The organism is Liberiplasma polymorphum, from assembly GCF_043951795.1.
Taxonomy (GTDB): Bacteria; Bacillota_I; Bacilli_A; order Izemoplasmatales; family Izemoplasmataceae; genus Liberiplasma; species Liberiplasma polymorphum.
Genome location: NZ_JBIOAG010000004.1, coordinates 39,877 through 57,071, shown reverse-complemented (window position 1 = coordinate 57,071; position 17,195 = coordinate 39,877). Strand labels below are relative to the sequence as shown.

Genomic DNA, 17,195 nt, shown 5'->3' with positions numbered 1-17,195 from the left:
AAACAATGAAACTACATATCTTATATACTTCTGATGTTCATGGTCAAATCACAGGCACAAATTACGCTGCCAATCAAAAAGAATCTCTTGGGTTAACTCGGTTATCAAGTTACTTAAAAACACTTGATGCACCTTATTTACTTCTTGACAATGGTGACTTTTTACAAGGAAATGTCTTGCTTGATTACCATAGACAATTTGCACCAAATGAACAAAATCCAATCGTCACAGCTTTTAACCATTTAAAGTATGATTTCATAAATCTTGGGAATCATGATTTTAATTACGGATTTGATTTTTTAAAAAGTGTGAGCAATAACTTAAATGCAGAAATTATTTGTGCGAATGTTGTTGATCATAATTTAATGCCTATTTATACACCCTATAAAATCGTTGAACTAGGTAATATAAAAATAGGACTCATAGGGGTTGTAACTCAATATATTCCTAACTGGGAAAAGCCAGATCACATTTTAGACCTTCAGTTTTTAAATGCCTATGATACGGTTAAAGCACTCATTCCTAAAGTAAGAGCTGCGGTTGATTATTTAATCGTTCTTTATCATGGTGGTTTTGAGAAAGATTTATCTACAGGAGAAGCGATTGGTAGGGATACCAAAGAAAATCTTGGGTATGCTATTGCTTCACTTGATGGAATTGATGCTTTATTAACTGGACACCAACATGTTCCAACTACTCATTTATTTAATGATAAGACTTGGATACTACAAACCTCAGCGAATGCAAAAGATGCTGGTCGGTTGACCATTACCTTTAATTCTGATAGTTCTTTTAAGCATGAAGCAGAACTATTTAAGCTAAATCACGAAGAAGATACCGATTTATTAGACCAACTAAAACTTCTTGAAGACAAAACACAATCATGGCTTGATACACCCGTTGGAAAAACTGCTTTAAATATGGAAATAAAGAATCAACTAGATGCTAGAAAAACCAAACACCCACTCTTTGAATGGATTAACCGTATGCAACTTGAACTCAGTGGCGCACAGATTTCTGCTGCATCACTTCCTAATGAAGCCCCGGGATTTAAAGATGTCATTTGTTTAAGAGATATCGCTGCAAACTTTATTTACCCTAATACTCTCTCATTACTGGAAGTCACAGGAAAAATACTTAGAGAAGCTTTAGAAAAAACCCTGACATACTTCGCCATCGAAAATGATGATATCGTTGTTGATAAAAGTTTTGTTTATCCAAAAATAGAACATTATAATTATGACATTTATGATGGGATTACTTATACGGCTGATTTAAAAAAACCAAAATATAACCGACTTATAGAGTTAACTTTTGAGGGTAAAACTATCACCGATAGCGATAAATTTACTCTAGTCATTAATAACTACCGCGCTAGTGGTGGCGGTGATTACTACATGTTTAAAGAAGCAAAACTATTGAAAGAATTTGATGTTAGTTTATTTAACTTATCGGTTGAAACCATTAAGAAAAATGCAACAGTTGATTTTATAATTTCAAACAATTTCAAACTCATAAAATAAAGGGGCTAAAATTTAGCCCCTTTTCTTATATTTTTAATTGAATCTAGTGCTTTTTGATAAACAGGTATCATTCTTGGTTCACTAACAAAATCTAATATCGATTCTATTTCAAACCACTTAACTGCAGAGTTTTCTAACACACTTATACTTAAAGTTTGTCTTTCATCAGCAAGCAGTAAGAATGCAACATTTAAATGTAAATGATCAGGGACATACTTTCCATGTTTGATATGATTTTCTACATAAATCACATCAATAGTGAAAACCTCTTCACTAAATGGTGTAACGTTTATTAAACCGGTTTCTTCCATCGTTTCTTTAATTGCAACATGAAGCAAGTCTTCGTCTCCATCATTATGACCCCCGACCCAACCCCAAGAATTATATAGATTGTGGTGTGCAAAAAGCATTTTTGTCATTTCAGGATTCACCACAAACGCGCTTGAGGTGATATGAGCAACTAAGTTTTCACGGTACATACAATCGGGGTTGCGTTCGATAAATGATAAGATTAATGCTTTATCAACTACTTCTTGTTCGCATTTAGGGGTGTAACGCTCAATTAATTTCTTAAACATAACAGCCTTCTTTCTCTACAAAAAATCTGAGTTGCCTCAGATTTAATGAATAGCTCTAGGATTTTTACCTGTTAAATCATTTATAAAATTTTTCCAATATTCATCTAATTTATCATAATCTACTTCATAACGTTTATGTTTTGATTTACCTAGTTTGAGAATACTAGTGGTTAAAAATGCATTAATATGATAAGAAATCGTCGCACTTGATACGCCTAAACGTTCTGCGATATCTTTTGTACTAGTAATGCCACTTGCAATAAGTCTTAAAACTTCATAACGTGTTTTATCAGATAAGTTTTTAAAAACCTGGGTTTGTTTTTGAATTCTGTTTTCATGGTTCATGCTTACTTGTTTAAATCCTGCTTCCATCTCAATCCCCCAAATGATGTAATCATCTTGAAGATCTGATTTCATCATAAATGATAACGGAAATACAAGTGAAATAAGCAGTCTATTTTCTTCTTTATTTAACATGTCACTACTAATCAAATGATACGTAAGTGCTTCAAAAGATTCTGCTGTGTTTTGTTCTAAACGCTTAATTACTGAATTTTTAACGTCTTCTAAATAGGGATAATGTTTTTCAAATGTAGAAATGTATAAAGGTTCTAACTTTTCCATAAGCGCTTTAAACTTCATAACATGATTTAACGGATCTTCTAGCATAATTAATAGTTGCCATTTATAATTGTGCGTTGTTGGGAGTTCTTTTACAAATGTTAAAAGTGTTTCTTGATGTTTGACTAAGTTTGCAGCTTCGTTTTTTTGCGCGTTGTTGATAGCTTCATCTTCATCTTCAATTGATAATATGGCATATATAATTGCTTCTTTCAATACGTTTTTATCTACTTTTAATAGTTCATCACAATAATCACTTATTGATTTAAAGCCTTTAATTGGATACATTTTTGTGATTAAGTTAAAAAAATCATAGTTACTTAAAAACTCACTCGCATAAAACATTTCAATTTCATTTTTATAATTTTCAAGTTTGTTTTGTAATGATTTCATTGATTCATACAACGGTTGATTTAGCTTACTAAACACTTCTTCTTTTTCTAAGTGTTCTTCTTTAGAATTATTCTGTGAATCAATAGACATTAGTCTTGGCAATTGCATAAGATCTAACAATTTACTTTCATGCTCATAATATTTAAACTTCATGGACTAATGCTCCTTTCTTAGGAAGTTTTTCTTCTGTTTCTTTTGTAGAGGCTAATAGGGTATTTTTAAAGATAAATACACCAATTAATAAAATACTTCCACTCATTATTATAACATAGCTTACACTAATAAAATCATACATAAATCCAAATAGTAACTGTCCTACTGGAATGAATAAGACAACCATTAAATTCATAACAGAAGAAGTTCTTCCCATTGCATGTAGTGGGACAACCGTTGCAAACAAGGTTCCAATGGTAATATTTATAACCCCAACAACCATCCCAACAATAAATGATAATACCATTAAAATAACATATGGAACTAGATTTGAACTGAATTGAGTTAAAAATACATTTGATGCGATAAATGCCATGATAATGATTAATAATCCCATTGTAGTAAATGCTAAATAACAAACTTTTGCGATATCAAATCGTTTGATATAACCAGATACAAGAATGGGTGCTGAAATCATGGATAATCCTATAACAGTTTGATAGATTCCAAATTGTAAATCACTTGCTTGTAAAACATTTTTAATAATTACAATGAACCCTACTGTGAAAAATGGGGCAACAACAAAATTACATATGGTTCCTAAATAAATAATCGTTGATATAAATTTATTTTCTTTAATAATTTTAAAGCCTTCTTTTAAATCTACAAAAAATGATTTTACATTAATTTGATCAGGTTTTTTATGATTTTTAGGGACGGTTATAAATAGTTCACTAAAACTTGATACTAAAAAACTAATTGAGTTAAGTATTAAAATAAACAATAATCCATATAATCCATAGATAACGGCTGCAAGCATTGGTGATAATAATCTACCAATACTGATTATTAACACAGATAAAGATTTTGCTTCTAGTAAATCATCTTTTTCTACGATACTAGGAATGATGCCTGCAGAGGAAGATTCGTAAAAAATTTCACCCGCTTCTAATATAATAATTAATGCATAAATAAGGCCTAGGTTTAAGGATTGATTCATCATAAATATATAAGCAAAAACTGCTAAACTCATTCCATTTATAAAATCGAGTAAGACAATCATTTTTTTACGGTCAAACCAATCTCCAAATACACCAGCAATAGGTGAGAGTAAAATTCTAGGTAATATGGCAATTGATACCATCGATGCAAATATCGCTGCTGAACCTGTCACACTATAGACATATAAGGATAAAGCAAATTGTTGCATGTTACTACCAATCATAGAGATAAACTTACCAGCAATTAACAAACTATAGTTTTTATTTTTTAAGAGTTTTAATTTCATATAAAACCCTCCTTTTCATTTTATAACCCTATTATAATCAACATTTTATCTAATGTCAACACTTTTATTAGATAGTTATCTAATTTATACAATTTAATTAGATAAAAATAAAAAAGGTTACTAGCAATTAGCTAGCAACCTTTTGAATGAAAACTTATTTAGACTTCTTCGTCTACGTGTAAATCCTTTTTACGCGTAATGTATACGTATAAGAATACAAGTGGTGCCATAACAATATATGAAACAATTAATAACTGTGTAACACCAAAGACTAAATACCCAATAGCCGCAATACCTGTAGCAATCGCTACATATGGTAACTGTGAGATAAAGTGTGCATGCAAGGTACAACGTGCACCTGTTGCAGATAATACAGTCGTATCAGAAACTGGTGATGAATGGTCACCAACAACTGCGCCACCTAATACAGCTGCTAAAATCGCAGGCATAAAGAGTGGGTTTGTTGCAACTGCAATTGGAACTGCAATCGGAATTAAAATCCCAAATGAACCCCAACTTGTTCCGGTAGCAAAAGCAATACCCGCTGCAATAATGAATAAAATAAGCGGTAAGAATGATGCAGCTAAATTAGAATCTGCAATAATAGTTGCAAGCATACCGCCAACTTCTAAATCTTGAATCGCGCCAGACACCATCCAAGCTAAGATTAAAATAGCCACAGCGCCTTTTGCCATACCCCAAGTTCCTTTAGCACTGACAATTGCAACACTTTTAGGTTTAACATCTTTATCAATAAATGCAAAGACAAGTGCTGCGATATAAGCTGATAATCCCCCTAAAAATAGCGGAATGGTAATATCTTGATCCATAAATGCACTCGGTACAAATCCTGCATTTAAGAACATCCAGAAAATGGTAACAAATACTAAAAGTCCAATCGGAATGATTAAAGTCCAATGGGTTGCTTTAGTTCCTTCAATATCGCTTTCTTGAACAACTTCTGCATCCATTACACGAGAAACATCATCGCCTGTTAAAGACTTTTCTTCAAACTCTTTCATTGGTCCAATATTAATCCCGTATTTAATGGTTAAGAAAACCATTAATACAGCAATAATTGGATAAAACTGAAACGGAATAGCTGATAAGAATCCTGTGAATCCAGTGTGAGCTGTGTACCCTGAATCATTGAAAGCATCGCCAATAAGTAAGATTATGTATGCACCCCAAGTTGAAATAGGCATCAAGATAACTACAGGTGCACTTGTTGAGTCAATAATATATGCGAGTTTTGCACGTGATACTTTATATTTATCCGTGATTGGTTTAGATATCTCACCAATAACTAACGCATTAAAATAATCATCGATAAATATAATGATCCCTAAAACCCAAGTAAGCATCTTAGCTGCTACAGGATTGGTGACTTTTTCAACTGCCCAATCTGCAAACGCTCTGATTCCCCCTGTTAATGAAATAACAGCGGTAATTGCACCAATTAGTAAAACGAACCCTACAATTGGCATATACCATTCGAAGTCTGTTAAAATTCCCCATAAGCTAGAAGCTAAATATCCTACTGCACCAAAAATAGAAAAACTTTCATAAATAAGTGCAGCTAATATTACCCCGAGCCCTAAAGATAGTAAAACCTTTCGAGTAAGAATTACAAGTGTAATCATAAGTAATGCTGGTAGTAATGCAATAAACAAATCCATACTTTTTCTCCTTTCATTTCTTAATAAAATATTATCATGAATTATAAAACATTACAAACACGCTTTTCACTTTTTTAAAAAAAGCGCTGAATTTCAGCGCTTTATCCACCACCAACAAAGTTTGTAAAGACAATATCGTCACCCTCTTCAACTATTTCATCTAAACGATTGAGATGCATGACTTTTTCTTGATTAATAAATAAGACTGATTGCATTAAATCATCACGGGCTATTTGCGGATAAGTCTCAATAATTTGATTGATGATTTCTTTTACAGTCCCTGCATTAACGTTTACTTCATTAATACGGTATTTACTACGTAGCAAATTATAAAAAGTTACTTTAACCATTGGTGTCACCTCTTTTTATCAATACATGATAGTCATGATTAAGTAAGTCAACCGATAATATCTGATTGATTAATGCATCTTCTGGTTTTATAAAAAACTTTACACATTCTAATACCATCATATTTGCAATAACACCCGGTGTAAATGCAGGGTTTTTTAAAGTATCTTCTAACCCTTTTATATTGTTATGGTATAGTGCTTTTAAAAGATAAGTTTTTGGTAAAACAATACCAAGTTGTCCATACCAACCACCAATTGCCCCGTGTAATAACGGACAGTTTAGTAAAGATGCCAAAGCCTCAAGATAAACTTTTGTTTGAATCTTATCAACTGCATCAATGATTAAATCCCCATCACTAAACACATCTTTATTCACATCATAGACAGATTCTTTTATTAGATGAATCATCGCGTTTGGATTAATTTTTAATAATTCCTTTTTTACAACATCAACTTTATAAGATCCAATTGTTTCGAAGTTAGAAAATAACTGTCGATTTAAATTACTTTCTTCAAATCGATCAAAGTCAATGAGTGTTAAATGGTGAAATCCCATGCGGATAAGACCATTTGCAATCATCCCACCTAGTCCACCTAACCCTATAATGATAATTTTACGTGTTTTAATTAACTCAAAATCAGTTTTTGTTATGATACCAAAGTTAGCCTCAAATTGCTTCACCTAATCACCCCTTAAGAACTATATCTTTATTGTATACGATAAAAAACGCTAAAACCACAAAAAAAGAAGTCCGAAGACTTCTTTACTCGTTAAGTTCACTTAATGGCTTTAATTCGCCAGAAAAATAATAAATCAAGTCTACCTTGGCATAAGCAGATAAACTATTATCTGGAACATAAACAACTAAGTTAGGATTATTTGAAACAGATTCTGCAATAAATGTAACCTTACCATCATCAACACCTCTTCTAACAATCAATGTTTCTAAAAAGTGTGTTCTTGAAAAGAATGCGCTATGTTCTACGCTTGTTACACTAGAGGGTAAATCGATTATCTTGATATTTTCAAATCCAAAAAATGCACTATGGCTAATTCTTCTTAATCCATCTGGAAATTCAATTGTTTGTAAACGTGTTACACCTGCAAAAGCCCCTTCACCAATAACAGTGGTTCCTTCTGGGACCACGTAATGACTTTCAGCTTTATTTTTAGGGTAGGCAATTAATGTTAAATCACTAGTATCTTCAAACAAAACACCGTTAATTGACTTTAACGTTGTATGTTCATCACACACTTCAAAACTTTTAATACTAGAGGCATTCGCAAAGGCCGAGCCTGAAATATGGTCAAGTGTACAAGGAATAATTACCTTTTCTAAATGACTGCCATCTCCAAACGCTGAAATGTTAACTTTCGTGACATGTTCTGGTATTTCAAATGTTTTTGCTTTTAACCCACCAGGATAAAAATATAGAATCGTTAAATCCGCAGAATAAATCACGTTATCAACTGATTGTAAATAAGGATTATCCTCATGAATAATAATTTCTTCTATTGTTGTGGTTAATGTATCAAAAAACCTTAATTGTTTCGGTAATACAACACGTCTTAAACTGGTTGCCCCTTCAAAAGCGGGAAAATGTATAAGTTGCATAATCATATGACTATAGTATTTATGATCAATTAATGCTTCATAAGAAAAATATTCCTTATTGTCAGGACCAATCACGCTTTCTGTTATATGATAGACCTCTTTAATCGCACAGCCTTCTTCAAAGATCCACGGTGTTTCTTTTGATGGTGTAAAAGTATCGTCTACTATTATACAATTGTGTGCCTCAAGCAATTCTTCATAAAGATCACTTGAAATTAAACGTATACTTGTTCCTACGTAATCACCGTAATATTCAACAACTTCTAAATTAACCGCATTTTTAAACGCATTTGATTGAACACTTAAAACACTATTAGGAATTAATACTTCAATAATGTTAGAATCTTCAAAAGCAAAACCCTCGATCCTTGAAATAATATACCCGTTTATTTCATATGGAATCTTCAAATATTTCGCCGTCCCATTATAATTTACAATACGGGCGTAATCTTCATCAATTTCAATAATTTCAAACGCTTCTGTTACACTTTCAAACACAGGTGTTAATGTTAAATCCTTTGAAACTTCAAGTGTACGTTGATAGACAACATCATCACTTTCCCACCCGACAAAAATATAGCCTTCTTTTTCTAAAGTAGGTAATTCAACAATGGTGTTTCTACTTAAATTTTCAAGTGATTCAATCGTTTCGTTTAATTCACCTGTTTCAAAATCGATGGTATATTTACTAAATAAACCACAACCTGTTAGTAATAGTGTTACAAATAAGAGTGTGTTAATTGCTAATATTTTTTTCATCTTTATCCCCCTTTAAACACAAACTGTGAAAATTATAACATCTTCAAACGGTATAATCAAAAAAATGAAGCCTAAATCAAATGGCTTCATTTTTTCTTGCTTTGTTTATTTATATACATTGCATCATCTGCTCTTTTTAACATATCACTTGGTTTTAAATCAGTGGCGTCATCATAAAGTGCTGTTCCGATTGATAAATTAAAGATAAACTCTGTTTCTTCATCATAAGCATCAGTAAATGCTATAAATTGATTAAACTTAACATTGAACAAATCATCATCTATGCTTGTACTTACACACGCAAACTCATCGCCACCTAAACGGTAACACTCTCCATCCTCACCAAAGATTTCGGTTAATAAAGTAAAAGCTTTTTTAATGGCAATGTCGCCTTCTAAGTGACCAAATGTATCATTAATCGCTTTTAAATTATCAACATCACAATAAATTAAGCGTAACGTGTTCTTAAGGGTTTCATTCGCAAATAACGCTTCAAAATCCTGTTCAAATGCTAAGCGATTTTTAGCCCCTGTTAGTGGATCATAATAGGCTAAATTTTCAAAAAACTCTTTTTCATAACTAAGTTTAAATCTTTCGATAATGAAACGAATATAATTATAAACAATATAACCCATGATAATAATAACTCCAATAACCGCGAATAAACTCGTTAAATCAAATAGCCCAAATGCAAATACAATTAACTCAAGAACTACAAAAAAGCTCACTAATGAAAAGACTTTTATCGCATCATCAATATTTTTACTCGAATGATTCAGTTTTTCTAATATTAAAAAGATAATATTCAAAACGATAGCGATTGCAAGCAGTGTTAATGTGATGACGGCACTTTGAAAGAAATCTAAGATATTAAATAGATATAATAAAATAATAACGACAAGATTTATGTGAAAAAGTCCATGTAAGATTTTATAAGGTAATACATAATGTTTAATTACATGTTGCATGATAAATCGGTTGATAGGGATAGGAAACAACGCCACCATAAAATAAGAAATCGACCCTAAAATAAAGACATTACTAGTAAAAAATTGTAACATTCTAGATTCACTTATTAACCAAATACCGAAAAAGATAGAAAATAGGCCAATTGTACTAAAACCTTTTTGTTGGTTTCTATAAATAATTAAAGTACTAGTCATGAGTAATAACCCAACCATTAAAGTAATAATACCTGTAAATAATCTAAATCCAAATTCAGAAGCGATCAATCTAACTAAACTGCTATCTGTTCCAACATGAACCTCATTTAACACCCCGCTCATAGCACGATAAGGGGATTGATAACTAATCTCTAGTATTAACCCATCTGACGATTCTGGAATACGGACAATATGCCACATACTAGCATATGTGCTCAACGCTTCAAAATTCATATCATATAGCATGATACCATCTAAGGTGACGCTGATATTTGATAATGACGATCTAAGTAAAATATAGCGCTCTAATGCAAATGATTCATCTAAAGTAATAGAAACAGTATAGATGTCATTTTTTTCAACATCCACACGTGTGGGAAATGACTCAATCGGTTCGCCTAAATAAGTCCACCCTTCATTCAAGTTCTCACCAGATTCAACAAATAAACGTGTCCCCTCTGAAAAAAAAAACATGCTAAAAGCGGTGATTAAGATAAAGGTACTAATTAATAAAACATAAGGATAGTAATGGTTGAAGTTTTTCATCATGGTACCTCCTTAAAACCTGTTTTTTATTAACTATCTGGTGGATAAATGAAGCCATATATGTCTTTACACATTTTTATATTTATCTCATTATAATATATAATTAGGTATTTATTATAAAATAAAATGCATTTTTGTCAAAATCTAACCTTTTTTACAAAAATTTTATCTGTATTCACAAATCTTTCATTTTTCTTAAGTAAATTATTGTATAATCAAGGTGAGTATCTCTAATTTACCTAAAGAGGGGGAAACTAAATGGCTTTTTCAACAAGGCACCGCAACAACCTTAAAAAGCAAGATGTCTTCATAATTGGAGGCTTTATTCTTGTATTCGGCATTATCTTTTTATCCTCAATCATTTTTGATTGGGGCGGAATAAAAATTAACAATTATGAGGCGAACATAACAATCACCCAAGAAGGTGATATGCAAGTGATTGAACGCTGGGAAATGTACTATGGTGACCAAAAACGGGTTAGGTTTAGGGATATTGATTATGGTAAATTTCCTGATGACTATAATTTTCCTTATAGTCAAACCAATACCGCTATATTTGATACAAGTAGTGCTAGCGTACGTGTGTGGAAAGATAATACAGAAGTCACTTCAAACATGCGCATTGCCTATTCTTGGACAGGGGCACTAGATGAACTGGGTTATCCTGTTGCTTGTGAACCTGTTAGAAGTAACTGTGAATCGATTTTTGTCGATACACAAACTGATGGTGGGCTATATGGTAATTTCACTTTCCAATATGAGTATACTATATTAGGGGCCGTGACTCAGTATTCAGATATCTCAGAACTTAACTGGGTATTGTTTGAATATATGGAAGGGCGTATCACTGAAGGGACCGTAAATATATTTTTACCTCCAAATACTTTTACAACTGAGGATTTATATATTTGGGGTCATGGAATCTCTGATGGGTCTATTGAAATCGTTTCAAACACACACATCCGTATGCATATAGAAAACGTTAGACCAAGTGAATTTTTAGAGTTTAGATTGCTTATGCCAAATGAGTTATTTGAAGCAAATATTCATCCTAGAAATGTCTTTATTGATGATGGAATTAATAAAGCAATCATAATGGATTATCAGGCTAACTTAGCAACCTATAGTAATCTTGGTATCACGTTAACACAAGTGTTTTTAGGCGCTTCTATCTTAGTTACACTATTAACTATAGTTACAATGTACCGTAATAAGAAAAAATATTTTATGTCACACGAAACACAATTCCAAGGCGACTATTTACGTGAATTACCAACTGAAGAAACGCCTGCAGAGATGAGTTATTATTATCATTTCGGTAAATCTTCTGATGAAGATGTGACCGCAACGCTATTGGATTTAATTCGTAGAAAATATATTTCAATGTCGTATGAAGGTCAAGAACTTACCTCTAAGGATGCAGATTTCTTACTCATCTTAGATGACTCAAAAAACATTGATGATTTACTCGCACATGAAAAACAAATCATTAATTGGTTCTTTAATATAATTGGAGACACTAAGCGCGTACGTACAAAAGATATCGAACGATTTGCAGGACTTAATTTAGCTAATGCTCAACGATTTGAAAATGAAGGCCGTATCTTTAAAAACGCAGTGAGAACCGTCATTAAAAAAATGACCTTAAATGATCCTAGCTTAGCCCTTGCAAAACGCAAAGCGATGATGTGGATCATTATCCCAATCATTTTACTAGCATTTATATTCTTAAGTGGCGTAATTTATGAAAGTCTTTCGTCAATCCCACTTAATAATACTTATAGTTTTATATTATTAATCGCTAATATTGTTTTATACGTTTTATTCGTTAATGTCCAAAAAAGACGTAGTAAAGAAGCCCAAGAACATTTCGTAAAGTGGGACGCATTTAAACGCTTTTTAACAGAATTTGGAAACTTCCAAGATTATCCAATGCCAGGTATTATCGTTTGGGAACACTACTTAGTGTTTGCGGTAAGTTTAAAAGTTGCGGATAAAGTGATGGAGCAATTAACAGTGAAACTTCCTATGAATGAAGAAATGGCAAGACAAAGTACATTCATGGGTGTAGGCTATGGTAGACGAGGATTCTACTATGGTGCAGGATTTAGAACCTTTAATCAATCGGTTCGTTCAGCTAGAGCAAACGCAGCCCGTAAAATTACACAATCACGACAATCTAGTGGTGGTCGTGGTGGCGGATTCGGTGGCGGATCTTCACGCGGTGGCGGTGGCGGTGGCGGTCGTAGCCGTTAGTTTTTAAAAAAATAAGATAATTTTGAGAGGAGAACTCATATGTCATTTGTAAATTTTTATGCTTTAAATGTTGTTGTTTATAGTATTTTAGGGGCTATCGTATTATTATTCATTTTAATCATTGCTTTCTTAATTAAGAACTATAATATTTTAGTTACATTAAGAAATAAGGTTCGTAACAGTTGGAGTCAAATTGATGTGCAATTAAAACGCCGTTTTGATATGATCCCAAACTTAGTAGAAACTGTTAAAGGTTATGCTAAACATGAATCAGACATTTTCTCAGCTTTCGCAGATGCACGTAAAATGTATACAAAATCAGCACAAACTGGAGATGTTGCACAAGCTGCTAAGGCAGAACAAGGTTTAGCAGGTGCATTAAGTCGTTTAATTATGGTTCAAGAACAATATCCTGAACTTAAAGCAAACGAAAACTTTGAAGAACTTATGGGACAATTAAAAGATACTGAAGATAAGATTTCATACAGCCGTCAATTTTATAATGATACCGTTATGAAACTTAATACCAAAGTTGAAATGTTCCCAACTAATATTGTTGCAGGGATGTTTGGCTTTAAACAAGAACCATTCTTCCAAATTGAAGATGCGACTCAAAGAGAAGCGGTTAAAGTCAACTTTTCTTAGTTCAAACCACTATTAATTTTAAAAAACGTTCGTTTTATAGAATAACGAACGTTTTTTTTATTGTATTTTTCTAATGTTGAAAGGTAAAATGGAATTAACATAATGTTGGAGGTATAGTTATGGTCATTCGTAAACTAGATAAACAAACATTAAAAGATGCGATTAGGTTAAAAGTCGAGTGTTGGCAAGAAGAAATTAACGGTTGTTTTGTTCATCATTTAAATTATGATGAAGAATTTACCTTTTGGTCAAATTGGATGGATACTGCTAAAGAACACAATGACGTAAGAACCTTACTCGGTGCGTTTGATAAAACTGTTTTAACTGGTGTTATTTTTGCCAGTTTTGCAGAAGATGCGTTTGGAAGTGATGCATTAGAAATTAATGGGTTATGGGTAAGTAAAGATTATAGAGGTCAACAAATATCTCTTAAACTTTTAGCTGAAATTCTACCTGTTTACTTAAATTTTAATAAACATAGAGTAATTATATACAATCATAAATACGCACCATCTAACAATTATTACAAGGCAATTGGTGGTAAAATTATTGCGTGTGATAGCCAACTAGAAGGTAGGCTTTTAGTTGATATATTCGAGTTTAATACTATTGATTTAAATCGACTAATTCATGAGAAAATAATAAACGGATAATCAATGTTCGCGATTATCCGTTATATTTTTATAAAAATTATGCTTCTTTATAGGCTTTTACTAAATCGTCCATTGCTTTTTTACCATCGCCAAATAACATTAAAGTATTTTCATTGGCAAATAGTGGATTAGCAAGTCCTGCAAACCCTGAACTCAGTGAACGTTTAATTACAACCACTGTTTGTGCTTGATCAACATCTAATATAGGCATCCCTGCAATCGCAGACTTTGGATCTCTTGCGAGTGGATTAACAACATCATTTGCCCCAAGGACAATAACGACATCCGTTTTAGCGAATGTTGGGTTAATGGTATCTAAATCGAGTAATTTTTCATAAGCAATGCTTTCTTCTGCAAGTAATACATTCATATGCCCTGGCATACGCCCAGCAACTGGATGAATCCCAAACTCAATTTCTATCCCATCGGCTTCAAGCGCTTCAGTTAATAAACGAACCGGCGTAGCCGCACGGGCAACAGCCATTCCATAACCTGGAACAATCACAACACGTTGCGCTGTTTTTAAGATCATTGCGACCTCATCAGCTGAGGTTGATTTTACTTTACCTTGATAAACATCGTCATCACTTGGTCCGCTAACTGTTCCACCAAAGCCCCCAAACAATACATTAATTAAAGAACGGTTCATCGCTTTACACATGATTGCAGAAAGTATAATTCCTGATGCACCAACAAGCGAACCTGATATGATTAAAACAATATTATTTAAAACAAATCCTGTAGCAGTTGCAGCAAGTCCTGAATAAGAATTTAGGAGTGAAATAACTACTGGCATATCTGCGCCACCAATACCGATAACGAGTAAAATACCTAAGATAATTCCGCCTGCAACGATAATCCAGTACCATGATAAATTAGCTGGATTTATAATAAGTAAAACTCCTAATGCAAGTAATACAGCAAGTAGTAATAGTTTTACAGCTAAATCCCCTTTATAAGTAACGGGTTTATCTGGAATTATTTTTAAGCCTTGAAGTTTAGAATAGGCAATAAAACTTCCAGAAAATGTTATAGCTCCAATAAGTCCTGATAAAACGGTGGCAATTAAAACGGATAATTCAAATGACGCAGCAGATTCTGTAACTAACTTAAACTGATAATAAACCCCAGCAACAAGTAAACTAGCTCCCCCACCAAATCCATTGAAAATTGCAACCATTTGTGGCATACCAGTCATTTTTACATTAACAGCTGACCATATACCAATGATACTTCCTAAAACAAGGGCAATTAAAATAATATACCAATAGCCAAAGGTAAATACAATATTTTCACCTGCAACATCTACTAAGACACCAAAATCAACAAACGCTGTTAAGAATGCAATTAACATCCCTAAAGCCCCTAATAAATTTCCTTGTGGTGCATGTTTAGGATGTGCTAAACGTTTGATTCCTATAATAAAGAAAATCGCACTGAGTAAATAAAACGACGCAACTACCGTTTGTTTAACATCATACAATACTTGATAATCCATAACTATTTTCTCCCCTTAAACTTTTGGAGCATTCGGTTTGTAACGACAAACCCTCCAACGACATTGATGGTTGCGAAGAAAATTGCTATTGCGCCTAATATAAACGGTAATGGTCCTACATCTTGCATCGCTATTTGGGTTAAGAGTACGCCAACAGCCCCTACAATTGTAATCCCTGAAATGGCATTTGATCCGCTCATTAAAGGTGTATGAAGTGTTGCAGGAACTTTAGTAATTAATTCAAATCCTAAGAAAATCGCCATTGCAAAAATGGTAATTAAATAGATAATTGTCATGCGGTTTTGCCTCCGATCCATTCTTTTGCATTGGGATGAACAATCGCGCCTTCTTTAGTAACAAGTGTTGCCGAAACGATATCATCCTCAAAATTAATCGTTAGTTCTTTTGTAAACATGTTATCAATAAATGATTGAATATTTTTTGAATATAAAGCACTCGCATTAAATGCAAGTGTTGAAGGAATATTTTCTGGTCCTATAATTTTAACGCCTACTTCATTAACGACTTTTCCTAACTTTGTTAGTTCGCAGTTTCCACCACGTTCAGCAGCTAAATCAACAATAACGCTTCCCTTAGGCATAGCATGCACCATTTCTTTAGTTAATAAAATTGGTGCTTTTTTACCAGGAATATTCGCTGTTGTAATTACGACATCCATATTTTTTAAAACATCTTTCATCATTTCACGTTGCTTTTTATAGAAGGCATCATCCATGACTTTTGCGTAACCGCCTTCACCTTCACCGGTTTCTAAATCAAATTCAATGAACTTAGCACCAAGTGATAATACTTGTTCTTTTACAACAGGTCTTACGTCATAAGCACTTGTAACAGCGCCTAAACGTTTCGCGGTTGCTATGGCTTGAAGGCCCGCAACCCCAACACCTAATACAAAAACTTTTGCAGGAACAATTGTCCCGGCTGCAGTCATCATCATTGGAAACATTTTCGGACTAGCCTCAGCGCCAATGATAACCGATTTATAACCAGCTAAGTTTGCCATTGAAGATAAAACATCCATACTTTGAGCACGGGTAGTCCTTGGTATCAATTCCATTGAAAAACTGGTAACTTTTTGTTCTAATAAAGCATCAAAACTAGCATGTGGCGCGTAAGGTTCTAACATCCCCACTAAAATATGATCTTTTGAAAGTAGTTTAGCTAGTGCTTCACCATTTGATGCAGCCGCAGCGCTTCTTACTGTTAATATGATTTGGGCTTTTTTAGTAAGTGTTTCTATATCATTAACAATTTTTGCCCCTTTATCAGTGTATTCATCATCCAAATAGCCTGCGCTTACACCAGCGCCTTTTTCTAGTATGACTTCAAACCCTTTTTTTGTTAATAAGGGCACATGCATTGGGACTAGCGCAACACGTGTCTCGTGAGACGTTTGTTCTTTAGGAATTCCTATTATCACAATAAATCCTCCTCTATGTCATTTTGCTACACG

At 33.1% G+C, this 17,195-nt stretch carries 15 protein-coding genes; 4 read left to right on the top strand and 11 right to left on the bottom strand.

Annotated elements, in window-relative coordinates; genetic code table 11:
• Positions 1-5 precede the first annotated feature (5 nt).
• Positions 6-1,523 (top strand): bifunctional metallophosphatase/5'-nucleotidase, encoded by a 1,518-nt coding sequence (locus ACHAJD_RS01755; protein ID WP_435584132.1) that lies wholly within the window; start codon positions 6-8, stop codon positions 1,521-1,523.
• Between the two features lie 5 nt (positions 1,524-1,528).
• Here ACHAJD_RS01755 and ACHAJD_RS01750 read toward each other — a convergent pair whose 3' ends face one another.
• From ACHAJD_RS01750 to ACHAJD_RS01715, 8 genes are all read right to left on the bottom strand, one after another.
• On the bottom strand, positions 1,529-2,101 hold the full coding sequence (locus tag ACHAJD_RS01750; protein ID WP_435584131.1) for an NUDIX hydrolase: 573 nt from the start codon (positions 2,099-2,101) through the stop codon (positions 1,529-1,531).
• A gap of 42 nt (positions 2,102-2,143) precedes the next feature.
• On the bottom strand, positions 2,144-3,268 hold the full coding sequence (locus tag ACHAJD_RS01745; protein WP_435584130.1) for an ArsR/SmtB family transcription factor: 1,125 nt from the start codon (positions 3,266-3,268) through the stop codon (positions 2,144-2,146).
• On the bottom strand, positions 3,258-4,556 hold the full coding sequence (locus tag ACHAJD_RS01740) for an MFS transporter (protein WP_435584129.1): 1,299 nt from the start codon (positions 4,554-4,556) through the stop codon (positions 3,258-3,260). Before ACHAJD_RS01740 ends, ACHAJD_RS01745 begins: the two co-directional genes overlap by 11 nt.
• Positions 4,557-4,714: 158 nt before the next feature.
• Complete coding sequence (locus ACHAJD_RS01735) at positions 4,715-6,235, bottom strand: Na+/H+ antiporter NhaC family protein (protein WP_435584128.1); 1,521 nt, start codon at positions 6,233-6,235, stop codon at positions 4,715-4,717.
• 101 nt (positions 6,236-6,336) lie between these two features.
• Positions 6,337-6,585: a MoaD/ThiS family protein gene (locus ACHAJD_RS01730; protein WP_435584127.1), complete on the bottom strand. Its 249-nt coding sequence runs from the start codon at positions 6,583-6,585 to the stop codon at positions 6,337-6,339.
• Positions 6,578-7,267: a HesA/MoeB/ThiF family protein gene (locus ACHAJD_RS01725; RefSeq protein ID WP_435584126.1), complete on the bottom strand. Its 690-nt coding sequence runs from the start codon at positions 7,265-7,267 to the stop codon at positions 6,578-6,580. Before ACHAJD_RS01725 ends, ACHAJD_RS01730 begins: the two co-directional genes overlap by 8 nt.
• A gap of 82 nt (positions 7,268-7,349) precedes the next feature.
• Positions 7,350-8,960, bottom strand: coding sequence for a leucine-rich repeat protein (locus tag ACHAJD_RS01720; protein WP_435584125.1), 1,611 nt, complete (start codon positions 8,958-8,960; stop codon positions 7,350-7,352).
• An 86-nt stretch (positions 8,961-9,046) separates the two neighbouring features.
• On the bottom strand, positions 9,047-10,669 hold the full coding sequence (locus tag ACHAJD_RS01715; RefSeq protein ID WP_435584124.1) for a GGDEF domain-containing protein: 1,623 nt from the start codon (positions 10,667-10,669) through the stop codon (positions 9,047-9,049).
• A 258-nt stretch (positions 10,670-10,927) separates the two neighbouring features.
• Between ACHAJD_RS01715 and ACHAJD_RS01710 the strand changes: the two genes are divergently transcribed.
• From ACHAJD_RS01710 to ACHAJD_RS01700, 3 genes are all read left to right on the top strand, one after another.
• The gene (locus tag ACHAJD_RS01710) at positions 10,928-12,925 is read left to right on the top strand and encodes a DUF2207 family protein (protein WP_435584123.1); all 1,998 of its coding nucleotides are present in this window, start codon (positions 10,928-10,930) and stop codon (positions 12,923-12,925) included.
• Between the two features lie 39 nt (positions 12,926-12,964).
• Entirely contained in the window at positions 12,965-13,570 is a 606-nt protein-coding gene (locus tag ACHAJD_RS01705) for a LemA family protein (RefSeq protein WP_435584122.1), read from the top strand.
• Positions 13,571-13,689: 119 nt separating this feature from the next.
• Positions 13,690-14,223 (top strand): GNAT family N-acetyltransferase, encoded by a 534-nt coding sequence (locus ACHAJD_RS01700; protein WP_435584121.1) that lies wholly within the window; start codon positions 13,690-13,692, stop codon positions 14,221-14,223.
• A gap of 37 nt (positions 14,224-14,260) precedes the next feature.
• Here ACHAJD_RS01700 and ACHAJD_RS01695 read toward each other — a convergent pair whose 3' ends face one another.
• From ACHAJD_RS01695 to ACHAJD_RS01685, 3 genes are read right to left on the bottom strand one after another with little or no spacing between them, the layout of a single operon-like run.
• Positions 14,261-15,721, bottom strand: a complete 1,461-nt coding sequence (locus ACHAJD_RS01695; protein WP_435584120.1) for an NAD(P)(+) transhydrogenase (Re/Si-specific) subunit beta — start codon at positions 15,719-15,721, stop codon at positions 14,261-14,263.
• 2 nt (positions 15,722-15,723) lie between these two features.
• Entirely contained in the window at positions 15,724-16,017 is a 294-nt protein-coding gene (locus ACHAJD_RS01690; RefSeq protein ID WP_435584119.1) for an NAD(P) transhydrogenase subunit alpha part 2, read from the bottom strand.
• Positions 16,014-17,162: a Re/Si-specific NAD(P)(+) transhydrogenase subunit alpha gene (locus ACHAJD_RS01685; RefSeq protein WP_435584118.1), complete on the bottom strand. Its 1,149-nt coding sequence runs from the start codon at positions 17,160-17,162 to the stop codon at positions 16,014-16,016. Before ACHAJD_RS01685 ends, ACHAJD_RS01690 begins: the two co-directional genes overlap by 4 nt.
• Positions 17,163-17,195 lie beyond the last annotated feature (33 nt).